The 12,328-nt window shown below is 68.0% G+C and carries 10 protein-coding genes and 1 riboswitch; of the genes, 9 read left to right on the top strand and 1 reads right to left on the bottom strand.

Translation table 11 applies throughout. The features are described from left to right. Positions 1-55: 55 nt before the first annotated feature. The 4 genes from C3E87_RS10345 to rpmB all read left to right on the top strand — a co-directional run bounded on the left by C3E87_RS10345 (position 56) and on the right by rpmB (position 6,897). A complete protein-coding gene (locus tag C3E87_RS10345; protein ID WP_083665570.1) occupies positions 56-2,707 on the top strand; it encodes an Rne/Rng family ribonuclease in 2,652 nt (883 codons plus the stop codon). Positions 2,708-2,795: 88 nt separating this feature from the next. Next, positions 2,796-2,987: riboswitch (cobalamin riboswitch) on the top strand. A gap of 94 nt (positions 2,988-3,081) precedes the next feature. After that, positions 3,082-5,595 (top strand): ribonucleoside-diphosphate reductase subunit alpha, encoded by a 2,514-nt coding sequence (locus C3E87_RS10340; RefSeq protein ID WP_076062383.1) that lies wholly within the window; start codon positions 3,082-3,084, stop codon positions 5,593-5,595. Between the two features lie 28 nt (positions 5,596-5,623). Further along, positions 5,624-6,616, top strand: a complete 993-nt coding sequence (locus C3E87_RS10335) for a ribonucleotide-diphosphate reductase subunit beta (protein ID WP_076062381.1) — start codon at positions 5,624-5,626, stop codon at positions 6,614-6,616. 95 nt (positions 6,617-6,711) lie between these two features. Continuing rightward, positions 6,712-6,897, top strand: a complete 186-nt coding sequence (gene rpmB, locus C3E87_RS10330; RefSeq protein WP_076062379.1) for a 50S ribosomal protein L28 — start codon at positions 6,712-6,714, stop codon at positions 6,895-6,897. 49 nt (positions 6,898-6,946) lie between these two features. Here the strand turns inward: rpmB and C3E87_RS10325 are convergent, their stop codons facing one another. Beyond that, a complete protein-coding gene (locus tag C3E87_RS10325) occupies positions 6,947-8,146 on the bottom strand; it encodes an MFS transporter (RefSeq protein WP_198928284.1) in 1,200 nt (399 codons plus the stop codon). A 38-nt stretch (positions 8,147-8,184) separates the two neighbouring features. Between C3E87_RS10325 and C3E87_RS10320 the strand changes: the two genes are divergently transcribed. From C3E87_RS10320 to rpmF, 5 genes are all read left to right on the top strand, one after another. Next, positions 8,185-10,401, top strand: coding sequence for an ATP-dependent DNA helicase RecG (locus C3E87_RS10320; RefSeq protein WP_076062377.1), 2,217 nt, complete (start codon positions 8,185-8,187; stop codon positions 10,399-10,401). Continuing rightward, on the top strand, positions 10,398-10,973 hold the full coding sequence (gene rsmD / locus C3E87_RS10315) for a 16S rRNA (guanine(966)-N(2))-methyltransferase RsmD (RefSeq protein WP_076062374.1): 576 nt from the start codon (positions 10,398-10,400) through the stop codon (positions 10,971-10,973). Before C3E87_RS10320 ends, rsmD begins: the two co-directional genes overlap by 4 nt. A 30-nt stretch (positions 10,974-11,003) precedes the next feature. After that, complete coding sequence (gene coaD, locus C3E87_RS10310) at positions 11,004-11,477, top strand: pantetheine-phosphate adenylyltransferase (RefSeq protein ID WP_076062372.1); 474 nt, start codon at positions 11,004-11,006, stop codon at positions 11,475-11,477. Between the two features lie 81 nt (positions 11,478-11,558). After that, complete coding sequence (locus C3E87_RS10305; RefSeq protein WP_076062370.1) at positions 11,559-12,107, top strand: DUF177 domain-containing protein; 549 nt, start codon at positions 11,559-11,561, stop codon at positions 12,105-12,107. A 26-nt stretch (positions 12,108-12,133) separates the two neighbouring features. After that, on the top strand, positions 12,134-12,325 hold the full coding sequence (rpmF, locus tag C3E87_RS10300) for a 50S ribosomal protein L32 (RefSeq protein ID WP_076062368.1): 192 nt from the start codon (positions 12,134-12,136) through the stop codon (positions 12,323-12,325). The last annotated feature ends 3 nt before the right edge of the window (positions 12,326-12,328 follow it).

The raw sequence follows: 12,328 nt of genomic DNA, 5'->3' as shown, positions 1-12,328 counted from the left end.
CGCCTCGACGAAGCCCACCACCCGCACCACCACCACCCGTCGCCGCAAGGTCGACGTGGAGCCGAAGGCCGAGGGCAGTGAGCCGGCGGAGTCGCCTCAGGCCGAGGCCGCCCAGCCCGAGGTCGTCCAGCCCGACGCCCCCGTCGCCGAGAAGCGGCCCGCCCGTCGCCGCGCCACGCGCAGCACCGCGGCCGCCGCCCCCTCGGAGGCCCCGAGCTCGCCCGCCGAGACCGCCACCGAAGCCGTCGAGTCCGCACCCGAAGCCCAGCCCGTACAGGCCGAGGCCCCGGCGCCCGTCGAGGCGCCTGCCGAGTCCGCCCAGCCCGCCCGTCGTCGGCGCGCCACCCGCAAGGCCGCGGCCCCCGAGGCTGCACCCACCGCGGAGGCCACCGTCGCACCCGAGGCTGACGCCGAGCCCGAGCCCGAGCCGCAGCGCGAGCCCGCCGCCCTGGGCCGCGGCCGCCAGTCACGCGCCCTCGGCCGCCGCGCTGAGGCGCGCGCCATCGAGAGCACCCCGACCCCCGAGGTCGCCGAAGAAGCTGAGGCGCCCCAGGAGGAAGCTGCTGCTCCCCGCGAGGAGACCCCCCGCGAAGAGGCTGCGCCCAGGGGGCGCCGTCGTCGGGTGAGCCGCCCGGCCGCAGCGCCTGAGCGTCGCGGCACCGCCGCAGATCCCGACGAAGACCCCATCGCCGCCGCGCTCCGTGCGGCCGAGGAGATCGCAGAGGCCCGCAAGGCTGTGCTGAGCGACCCCTTCATGACCGCCGCCGCCCGCGACGCGCAGCTGGCCGCCCTGGCCGGCGCGATCGCGGCGGATTCGGCACTGGCCGAAACCGCGGACGACGAGGCTGAGGACGAGGACGAGGACGAGGACGACGAGGAAACCGTCGACACCGAAGCCGATACCGACACCGACGAGTCCGAGACCCAGGACGACGAAACCTCCGACGACGATTCCGACGAGGAATCCGATGAGGACTCGGCAGACGACGACCGTCCCACGCGTCGCCGCCGTCGCCGTGGTGGCCGTCGCCGCCGTCGTGGTGGTCGGGCGGATTCGGAGGGCGACGACGACTCGTCCGACGAATCCGACGACGATGACACCGACGCCGCTGATTCGGACGAGCACGCCGACAGCCCCGAGTCGGCCGACGATGCGGATGGCGAAGGCGTCACAGTGCGCCGTCGTCGTCGTCGTCGCCGTCGCAACGGAGAGTCCTCGGGTGAAACCGGTCACGAGGACGAGGTCACGGGCATCGAAGGCTCGACCCGCATGGAGGCCAAGCGGCAGCGCCGCAAGGAGTCCCGCGCCGCAGGCCGTCGCCGCGCACCCATCCTCAGCGAGGCCGAGTTCCTGGCCCGCCGCGAACAGGTGGACCGCAAGCTCGTGATCCGCCAGTCGGAGGACTACACGCAGCTGGCCGTCGTCGAGGACGGCATCCTCGTGGAGCACTACGTGGACAAGGCCTCGGCCGCGTCGCTCATCGGCAACGTCTACGTCGGCAAGGTCCAGAACGTCCTGCCCAGCATGGAGGCCGCGTTCATCGACATCGGCCGTGGCCGCAACGCCGTGCTCTACGCCGGCGAGGTGGACTGGGACGCCTTCCAGGTCAGCGGCGAGAACCGCAAGGTCGAGAACGTCCTGAAGTCCGGCCAGTCCGTTCTGGTGCAGGTCACCAAGGACCCGGTCGGAGCGAAGGGTGCGCGCCTCACCGGCCACATCTCCCTGCCGGGCCGCTACATCGTGTACTCACCGGGTGGCCACCTCTCCGGCATCTCGCGCAAGCTGCCGGACACCGAGCGCAACCGCCTGCGCGGCATCCTCAGCTCGCTGATCTCCGACAACGAGTCGGTCATCGTGCGCACCGCCGCCGAGGGCATTCCGGAGGACGAGCTCGTCCGCGACGTGAACCGCCTGAAGGCGCAGTGGGAGGTCATCGAGAAGGCGTCCAAGAAGGGCAGTGCCCCGCAGGCGCTGTACTCGGAGCCGGACCTGACCCTGCGGATCGTGCGTGACCTCTTCACCGAAGACTTCGGCCAGCTCATCGTCCAGGGCGACGGTGGCCCGGAGGACTCCTACGACGCCATCGCGGCCTACGTGTCACACGTGGCCCCGCACCTGGCTGAGCGCCTCGAGCGCTTCGAGGTGGGGGATGACGGCAAGGACATCTTCGCGAAGTTCAAGATCGACGAGCAGATCGCCAAGGCGCTCGATCGCAAGGTGTTCCTCCCATCCGGTGGTTCGCTCGTCATCGACCGCACCGAGGCCATGACTGTCATCGACGTGAACACCGGCCGCTTCACCGGCGCCGGGGGCAACCTCGAGGCCACGGTCACCAGCAACAACCTGGAGGCTGCGGAAGAGATCGTGCGCCAACTCCGGCTGCGTGACCTGGGCGGCATGATCGTCATCGACTTCATCGACATGGTGTTGCCCAGCAACCGCGACCTCCTGCTGCGCAGGCTCGTCGAGTGCCTGAGCCGTGACCGGACGCGGCACCAGGTCTCGGAGGTCACCAGCCTGGGTCTGGTGCAGCTCACGCGCAAGCGCATCGGCACCGGCCTGCAGGAAGCCTTCACCGAGCCGTGCGAGCATTGCGACGGCGCCGGGTACCACCGCTTCGAAGAGCCGGTGGATTCGCAGGCGCCGTCCGACGGTGGCGAGCGCAAGGGTGGCAGCGGGCGCCGACGCGGTGGCCGCGGCCGCTGATCAGGCCATGAGGGGGCGGGTGACGATGTGTCACCCGCCCCTTTCGCATTCCCAATATATGGTGTTTACATCCGTGTGATTCACCAGATATGGTTGCGGCAACGCAAGGTTCCGCCAACCGCAGGGTTGTCGGCTAAGAGGGAATCCGGTGCAAATCCGGAACTGTCCCGCAGCGGTAAGTGAGAACGACCGCCGTCATCAGCACTGGGTGATCCCCGGGAAGCGACGGCCAGTAGGTGGCTCAGGAGTCCGAAGACCTGCCTGCGTGGCCCCGCATCCGCGGGGTCCGGTTCGAGAGCCGCGTGGAAACGGCCCGTACGCAGGATCGTGTTTCGCGCATTCTCGAACTCCCCATCGAGTGCGAGGAAACACCCATGTCCATCCGTGTGCGCAAACGTGACGGCTCCCTGGTCCCCTACGACGGCGCCGAAGTCGCCGCCTCCATCTCCGACGCCGCCCGGGGCCTCGACGACGACCTCACGCGGGCCGTCCAGCTCCGCTCCGAGGTGGAGATCACCCTCTTCGACCAGATCACCACCGAAGAACTCGACGAGGCCGTCATCCAGGTGGCGCTGGCCAACGTCAAGGACGACCCGGCCTTCGACACCATCGCCGCCAGATTGCTGGTCAAGCACATCTACAAGCTGGTCTTCGGTGACACCCACGACCTGTTCGGCCACGGCGGCCCGGAGACCATCCGCCAACTCCACGTGGCCCACTTCGCCCCGACGATCGCCAAGGCTGTCGGGAGCGGGCTGCTCGATGCCCGGCTCGCCGAGCTGTTCGATCTGGAGGCGCTGGCTCTCGCCCTGCGCCCCGAGCGCGACGACCTCCTGCGCCACATCGGGGTGACCACCATGCGCAACCGCTACCTGCTGGCCGGTGAGCACCGTCGCCCGCTCGAGGTGCCGCAGTTCTTCTGGATGCGCGTGGCGATGGGGCTCAGCCTGAACGAGGCCGACCCCACTGCGGTGGCGCTGGAGCTGTACGAGGCGATGAGCAGGCTGCGCTACCTCGCGGCCGGCTCCACCCTGGCCAATGCCGGCACCAGCTACGCACAGCTGTCCAACTGTTTCGTGATGCAGATGGAGGACGAGATCGAGCACATCGGCAAGTCCGTGCGCGACGTGATGTGGCTGACGAAGGGCACCGGCGGCATCGGGTTGTCGGTGTCGAAGCTGCGCTGCGAGGGGTCCCCGATCCGGTCCAACCAGACGACCTCCACCGGCCCCATCCCGTTCATGCACACCATCGACTCGACGCTGCGGGCGGTGTCGCGCGGCGGGAAGAAGTTCGGTGCGCTGTGCTTCTACATGGAGAACTGGCACCTCGACTTTCCCCAGTTCCTCGACCTGAAGCAGAACTCGGGGGACCCGTACCGCCGCGTCCGCACCGCCAACACCGCCGTGTGGATCAGTGACGAGTTCATGAAGCGGGTGGCCGACGACGCCGACTGGTACCTGTTCGACCCGCTGGACACGCCGGACCTCGTCGAGCTCTACGGTGCCGCGTTCTCCGCCCGCTACGGCCAGTACGTCGCGATGGCTGAGGCGGGCGAGCTGCGCCGTTTCCGGAAGATCGGGGCGCGGGAGCAGTACCGCCAGATCCTGGTGACCCTGCAGACGACCTCGCACCCGTGGCTCACGTGGAAGGACACCATCAACACCCGCGCGCTGAACAACAACACCGGCACCATCCACCTGTCCAACCTCTGCACCGAAATCTGCCTGCCGCAGGACGTCGACAACATCGCGGTGTGCAACCTGGCGTCGGTGAACCTCGCCCGGCACCTCGTCGGGCTCGGGTTCGACTGGGACAGGCTGGCTGCCACCGTGCGCACGGCGGTGCGACAACTGGACAACCTGGTCGATATCACCATCTCGTCGGTGGGCGAGGCAGAGCGCGCCAACCGCGACAACCGTGCCGTCGGTCTGGGCGTGATGGGCTTCACCGATGTGCTCGAGAAGCTGGGCCACGCCTACGACTCGGAGGCCGCCTATGAGCTCATCGACGAGGTGATGGAGTTCATCAGCTGGCATGCGATCGACGCCTCCTGTGACCTGTCCCGCGAGCGCGGCCCCTACCGCAATTTCGTGGGCTCCCGCTGGTCCCAGGGGTGGGTACCCATCGACTCGCTCGACGCCCTCGAGGAGGACCGGGGCGTGCGCGTCACCGTGGACCGGACGCAACGCATGGACTGGCACGCGCTGCGGGCCAAGGTCCGCGGGGGCATCCGCAACGCCACGTTGCTGGCGATCGCGCCCACCGCCTCCATCGGGCTGGTCGCCGGTACCACTCCCGGCATCGATCCCCAGTTCTCGCAGTTGTTCAGCCGGGCCACGTCGTCCGGCAAGTTCCTGGAGGTCAACCGCAACCTCGTGGACGACCTCAAGGCCCTGGGCCTGTGGGAGGAGGTGCGCGACGACCTCCTACGCAGTCAGGGCGACCTCAGCGTGCTGCCCACGGTGCCGGCCCACCTGAAGGCCACCTACCGGACGAGCTTCCAGGTGGACCCCGCAGCCTACGTGCAGGTGGCGGCCCGCGCGCAGAAGTGGATCGACCAGGCCATCAGCCGCAACATCTACCTCGCGGACCGCGACGTGGCGACCATGGAGGACCTCTACCAACTCGCCTGGCGGATGGGTGTGAAGACCACCTACTACCTGCACATGATGCCGCGCCACACCGCGGAGCAGAGCACGGTCAGGATCAACAAGGCGGCTGAACTGACCGGCGCTGGGGGAGCGCCGCGACGGGGCTTCGGTGCCGCCCGCCCGGTGGCTGCGGCGGTGGCGGTGGCCCGGCCCGCCGTCGAGATCGACATCGTCGACGGGGCCGCCTGCCCCGTCGACCCCCAGGAGCGCCTCCAGTGCGATTCCTGCCAGTGACGACCCCACTCCCACGAAGGACACACCCATGAGCATCCTCGGCGCCGGCATCCAGGACGGGCTCCTGTTGAAACCCGTCACCTATCCCTGGGCCTACGACCTGTACAACCAGGCCGTGGCCAACACCTGGTTCCCCAACGAGATCCAGTTGGGGGAGGACCTGGCCGACTTCCACCGCATGAGCGACGACGAGCGCCATGCCCTGACCCATCTGATGAGCTACTTCAACCCCAACGAACTCCTGGTGAACAAGGCGCTCGCGTTCGGCGTCTACCCCTACGTCAACGCGGCCGAGGCGCATCTCTACCTTGCCAAGCAGATGTGGGAGGAGGCCAACCACTGCATGGCGTTCGAGTACGTCCTGGAGACGTTTCCCGTCGACAGGGAGGCGGCCTACGAGTCGCATGTGAGCGTGCCGTCGATGGCCGCCAAGGAGGAGTTCGAGGTGCGCTACATCCGGCGCATGACGCAGGACACCCTCGACATCTCGACGGTGGCCGGCAAGCAGGATTTCGTCCGCAACCTGGTGGCCTACAACGTGATCCTCGAGGGCATCTGGTTCTATTCCGGGTTCATGGTGGCCCTGTCGTTCAGGCAGCGCAACCTGCTGCGCAACTTCGGCTCGCTGATCGACTGGATCGTGCGCGACGAGTCGCTCCACCTCAAGTTCGGCATCAATCTGATCCTGACCGTGCTCGAGGAGAACCCGGAGATCGCGACGGAGGAGTTCGCGGCCGAGATCCGGGAGATGATCCTGTCGGCAGTGGACCTGGAGGTCGCCTACAACCGAGACCTGCTCCCGCGCGGCATCCTGGGGCTGAACGCCGAACTGGTCAACGACTACGTGCGCTACCTCACGGATCGACGGTTGGAGGAGCTCGGCTTCGCGCCCGAGTATCATGTGCCCAACCCCGCAAAGTGGATGGCCACGGCCAACGACACCCTGCAGTTGGTGAACTTCTTCGAAGCCACCAACACGTCCTACGAGGTCAATGCGATGGCCACCGGACGGCAGAGCTGAACCGCTCCCCGGTTTGGCGAATCTGTCCGCAACGGGTTAGCATTGTGCGGTTGCCTTTTTGAAGGTACCCCTAACGAACCAACAAGGAGATTCCAGTGGCTGCCAAGTGTGAAGTTTGCGCCAAGGGACCCGGCTTCGGTCACAACAAGCCCTGGTCGAAGAAGAAGACCAACCGTCGCTGGAACCCGAACATTCAGCGCGTCCGCGCCACCGTCAATGGTGCCGCTATGCGCGTCAACGTCTGCACCTCCTGCCTGAAGGCCGGCAAGGTCGCGCGCTGAGCTGAGACAATCTGACAACCGGCGGTCCGCTGAGCGGGCCGCCGGTTCTCTATTGCCTCCGCCTGCCGGGCAGCCCGATGACGCGTGCCCACGCGGCCATCCACGCGGCGCCGGCCCCGGCTACCGCGGCGACGCTGAACATCGCCACCGGCAGGGACGCCGCTGCGAGCAGCCCCGAGATCAAGAGCGGCCCACCCAGCGCCCCGCCCTGGCTGAACATCGCCCAGATGCTCAGGAACTTCGCGCGCCCCCTCGCCGGTGAGAGGTCCGCGCCGATCGTCATGTTGATGCCCGCGCCCAGTCCGTTGCCGACGCTCATGACGACCACCGCCGCGATGAAGCCGAACGACGTGGGCCACAGCGCCGCAAGCGCGAAGCCGGAACCGTAGACGACCAGGCACACCACCAGGGTGAAGGCCCTGCCCATCGCGTCCTTGACGTAGCCGCCGGGCATCATCAACAGCAGTTCGATGCCGGAGCCCATCGCGACGAGGAACGAGATCTGCGCCTCGTTCCAGCCGAGGTGGACGCCCCACAGGGCGATGAGGATGGGCTGCGCGATGCGGGCCACAGTCAGGGTGGTCATCGCGATGCCGGCCAGGTTCACTGCCGCCCACCGCACGCCGACGGTGGCCTCGTCCTGCTGGTGCGCCGCCTTGTTGCGCTGGACCTGGGCATCGAAGTCGCGGTTGAGCCTCTTGATGTACAGCATGCCCGTGGCCACCACCGCCATGACGGCGCCCAGGACGAAGACCGACCACAGGGGGAGCCACAGCAGCAGGAGGGCTCCGCACAGCGGGCCCACGAGGTTGCCGGCCCTCATGGTGCCGCCCAGTGCCGTCATGGCGAGGCCACGCTGGGCCTCCGGGACCGTCTCCGCCAGCACCGCCTGGCGCGCCAGGTTCCACGCGACCGCGGCGGGCGTCTGCAATACGAGCGCGCCCACGAACAGCGCCAGGGAGAACGACGACGGGTAGGCCAGCGCCACCACGCTGAGGCCGAAGAGGACCGCCGAGGAGATCGTGGCCAGCGTCATGGCCCTCTTGTCGCCCACCTTGTCGATGACGGCCCCCACCGGCACGGTGACGATGAGCGCGACCGCGCCGAACAGTGCCATGGTGGCGCTGGCGAACGACTCCGAAGCGCCGAGCTGGAGCAGGGCCAACACCATGACGGGCAGCATGGCCCCCGCGCCGACCGCGAACAGGAAGGACGGCATGAGGACCGGCCAGAAGATCAGGCGGTACATGATGGCCGATCGTACTGTCCGCGGCGCTCGGTAGGGTTATGCGCATGTGGCGCACCACCCTCTACCGCGAACTGAACCGACGTCTCGGAGACGTGGTCGGTGGGCCCACGGCCAAGGAATTCGCCAAGCTGGGCATCCACACTGTCGACGACCTGCTGCGGCACGTGCCGCGCCGGTACCTGGCCGGCTCAGAGATGTCGGATTTCTCCGGCCTGCGCGTCGGCGAGGACGCGGCTCTGGTGGCCCAGGTGAAGGGGGCCGCCAAGGCCGAATCCAACGGCCAGTTCCGCGTCAACGCGGTCATCACCGACGGGCAGACGGATGTGGACGTCACGTTCTTCGCCCCGAGGGTGAAGAACAACTCGTCCTACGGGCGCGCCAGCAACATGGCGGACTGGTGGGTGAAGGAATTGCTCTCTGGAGACAGACGCGGCATCTTCATCGGCAGGGTCGGCGTCTTCCGTGACCAACTGCAGCTGACGCACCCGGAGTTCGTGATGCTGGACGGTGCCGCCGTGCGCAATCCCAAGACCGAGAAGCAGCAGAACCGCGCCGCCATGAGCCGTGCGGTGCAGCGCTCCACGCTGGTGGGCCTCTACCCGGCGCACGGCAAGCTGCCCACGTGGGTGATCGCGGAAGCCATCCAGATGGCACTGCCCGCCGTCGCCGGCGACACGCTGCCCCCGTGGGTGGTGCAGGAGGCCGGTGTGCTGCCGTTCCAGGAGGCTCTCACCGCCGTCCACGAGCCCACGGACAGGCAGCAGGCGGAGGTGGGCAAGGCGCGGCTCAAGTTCGACGAGGCCTTCGGCATCCAGTTGGCCATGGCCCACCGTCGCGCCCAGTACGCCGGGGAACTGGCCACACCCCGCCCCCGGCGGGTGGGTGGGCTGCTGGACGCGTTCGACGAGCGGCTGCCGTTCACGCTGACGAAGGGTCAGCTCGCCATCGGCGAGCAGGTCTTCGACGAACTGGCGCGCCCTGCCCCCATGAACCGCCTGCTGCAGGGCGAGGTGGGCTCAGGCAAGACGCTGGTGGCGCTGCGCGCCATGCTCGCGGTGGTGGATTCCGGCGGCCAGGCTGTACTGCTCGCCCCCACGGAGGTGCTCGCCAAGCAGCACTTCCAGACCATCACGCGCTTCATGGGAGACCTGGGCCAGGGCCGCTCCCTGGGTGCCCATCCCGACGCGACGGGCGTGGTGCTGCTCACCGGTTCCCGCTCGACGCAGGCCAAGAGGGAGGCCCTCAACGCCATTGTCACGGGCGAGGCGGGCATCGTCGTCGGCACGCACGCCCTGCTGTCGGATCCCGTCGAGTTCTTCGACCTGGGCCTGGTGGTGGTGGATGAACAGCACCGCTTCGGCGTCGAGCAGCGGGCGGCGCTGTCCGCCAAGGCGGAACACAAGCCGCACACCCTGGTGATGACCGCCACCCCCATCCCGCGTTCCATCGCCATGACGGTCTTCGGTGACCTCGAGACCAGCGAACTGCGCGAACGGCCCGCGGGACGCGCGGAGGTGCAGACAGTCTTCGTCGACACCCACCGCAGCCCCACCTGGGTCACGCGCGCCTGGGAGCGGGTGCGCGAGGAGGTCGGCCAGGGGCGCCAGGCCTTCGTCGTGTGCCCGGCGATCACGGCGAAAGAGGGGGAGGGGCTCACCGCCGTGGAGGAACTCGCTCCGCTGCTGGCCTCCGGGCCGCTCGAAGGCCTCCGGATCGGCGTCGTGCACGGCAAGCAACACGTGCAGGACCGCGATGCGGCGATGGCCGCGTTCGCGGCGGGCGACCTCGACGTGCTGGTGGCCACCACCGTCATCGAGGTGGGGGTGGACGTGCCCAACGCCACCGTCATGGTGATCATGGACGCAGACCGCTACGGCCTCTCCCAGCTGCATCAGCTCCGCGGCCGCATCGGCCGGGGCGGCCACGCGGGCCTGTGCCTACTGCTGGCGGCCATCGGCGACAACCTGGACGCCCACACGCGGCTCACCGCGCTGACCACCACCACAGACGGTTTCGAGCTGGCAGAACTGGATCTGCGGCTGCGCCGCGAGGGTGACGTGCTGGGCGCTGCCCAGTCCGGAGCCGGTTCGCTGAAGTTGTTGCGCGCGTTGGATGATGCGGAGGTCATCATGCGCGCCAGGAAACTGGCCGAGAAGGTCCTGGCGGACCCGCGGTCAGGCACAGACCCGTTGCTGGCAGACCTCATGGCCAAGGCCGAAGAGGTGGCCGCAGCCGAGTGGATGGAGAAGACGTGAGCAGGATCATCGCAGGCCGGGCGAAGGGCCGCCGTCTGGAGACGCCGAAGGGCGACAACACGCGGCCCACCACGGACCGCACCCGGGAGGGCCTGTTCTCCTCGCTGGTCAACTGGTTCGACACCGTGGACCACGACGCCTCGGAGCACCTCAGCGGATGCTCGGTCCTCGACCTGTTCGCGGGCTCGGGCGCCATCGGTCTCGAGGCCGCCAGCCGGGGGGCGCACCCCGTCGTGCTGGTGGAATCGGACAGGGCGACGGCGGGGCTGATCTCGGCCAACGCCCGAGCCATCCGGGTGGAGGCAGACGTGCGCACCGCCAAGGCCCAGACGTTCGTCGACGGCACGGACAGGTCATTCGACGTGGTCATCATGGACCCGCCCTACGGCTTGACCACCGAAGAGGTGGAGAAGCTGCTGGCCAGCCTCGCCCGGGGTGTCGTCGCCGAGCGGGGGCTCGTCGTGGTGGAGCGGTCCAAACGTGATCGGGCGCCCATCTGGCCACCGGCCTTCACGGAGACGTGGGAGAAGCGCTACGGCGAGACGGTGCTCTACTACGGCTCGGTCGACTGAGGCGTGCGGCCGGCCCGCTAGGGTTGCGGAATGAAGGTTCTGTGCCCCGGCTCGTTCGACCCCATCACGGTGGGGCACCTCGACATCATCCGCCGTGCGCAGGCACTGTTCGGGGAGGTGGTGGTGGCCATCGGCAACAACTCCTCGAAGAAGTACCTGTTCTCGTTCGACGAGCGGGTGTCGTTGGTCCAGGGAGCCACCACCGGCGTGGACGGGATCACCGTCGAGGCGATGGACGGGCTGCTCGTCGAGTTCTGCCGCGAGCGGGGGATCGGGGCAGTGGTCAAGGGCATCAGGTTCGGCGCAGATTTCGATTTCGAGCTGCAGCAGGCCCACATGAACTACGACATGGGGGCCCTCGACACCATTCTCCTGCCGGCCGCGCGTGACCACGTCACGATGTCGTCGACGATCATCCGGCAGGTCCACAACCTGGGCGGCGACGTCTCGAGGTACGTGCCCGCGAACGTGGCGGCGGCGCTCCGGGCCAGACGCGCACGGTGATTTGGCCCGAGCCTGGAGATTCGGTAGAGTTGGCAGTCGGTCATGACGAGGTCATGGACGGTTAGGCGAAGGGAATCCGACGTGTCACCGGTACAGCAGCACCCCGATCGTCGCTCACCCCTTGTTCTCGAGGTGCATGAGCTTGGTCGGAGCGCGGGCTCCACGAAGGTGATTCACGAGACGGTTCCGGCGCCTGCCGACCTTGGTATCGAAGTGATCAGAGTGCCACAGGGCTCCGATATCGAGCTTGATCTCAAGCTCGAAGCGGTGGTCGAAGGCATCCTGGTGACGGGAACCGCAACCGTGCAACTGCACGGCCAATGCGCCCGCTGCCTGGATGACATCGAGGACGAAGAGTCCTTCGATCTGCAGGAACTCTTCTTCTATCCCGGCCGCGAGGTCGATGAGGACGAGAGCGTCGTGGTCGACGAAACAATCGATCTGGACGAAACCCTGCGCGACGCTGTGGTGCTCGAATTGCCGTTCACGCCACTGTGCAGCGAAGATTGTCTCGGGCTCTGCCCCGATTGCGGTTTCAACCGCAACGATGATCCCGCTCACAGCCACGGGGAGAAGATTGATCCCCGCTGGGAGAACCTCTCTGGACTGCGCGGCGAGAGCAACAACTGACTTTGCTGAGAATCTAGGAGAAGATCATGGCAGTTCCGAAGCGGAAGATGTCGCGCAGCAACACCCGTTCGCGCCGTGCGCAGTGGAAGACGAGCGTTGTGCCCACGGTTGTGTGCGCCAACCCCGCCTGCCGTGAGCCGCACCTGCAGCACACCGCGTGCCCCGCCTGTGGCCAGTACGGCCCCCGCGGTGCGCGTCGCCAGGTCGTCGAGGCCTGAGCG

This window comes from Tessaracoccus sp. ZS01, from assembly GCF_022342445.1.
Lineage (GTDB): Bacteria > Actinomycetota > Actinomycetes > Propionibacteriales > Propionibacteriaceae > Arachnia.
Note: the sequence above shows the minus strand (reverse complement) of the source record. Positions and strands in the feature narration are given on the sequence as shown.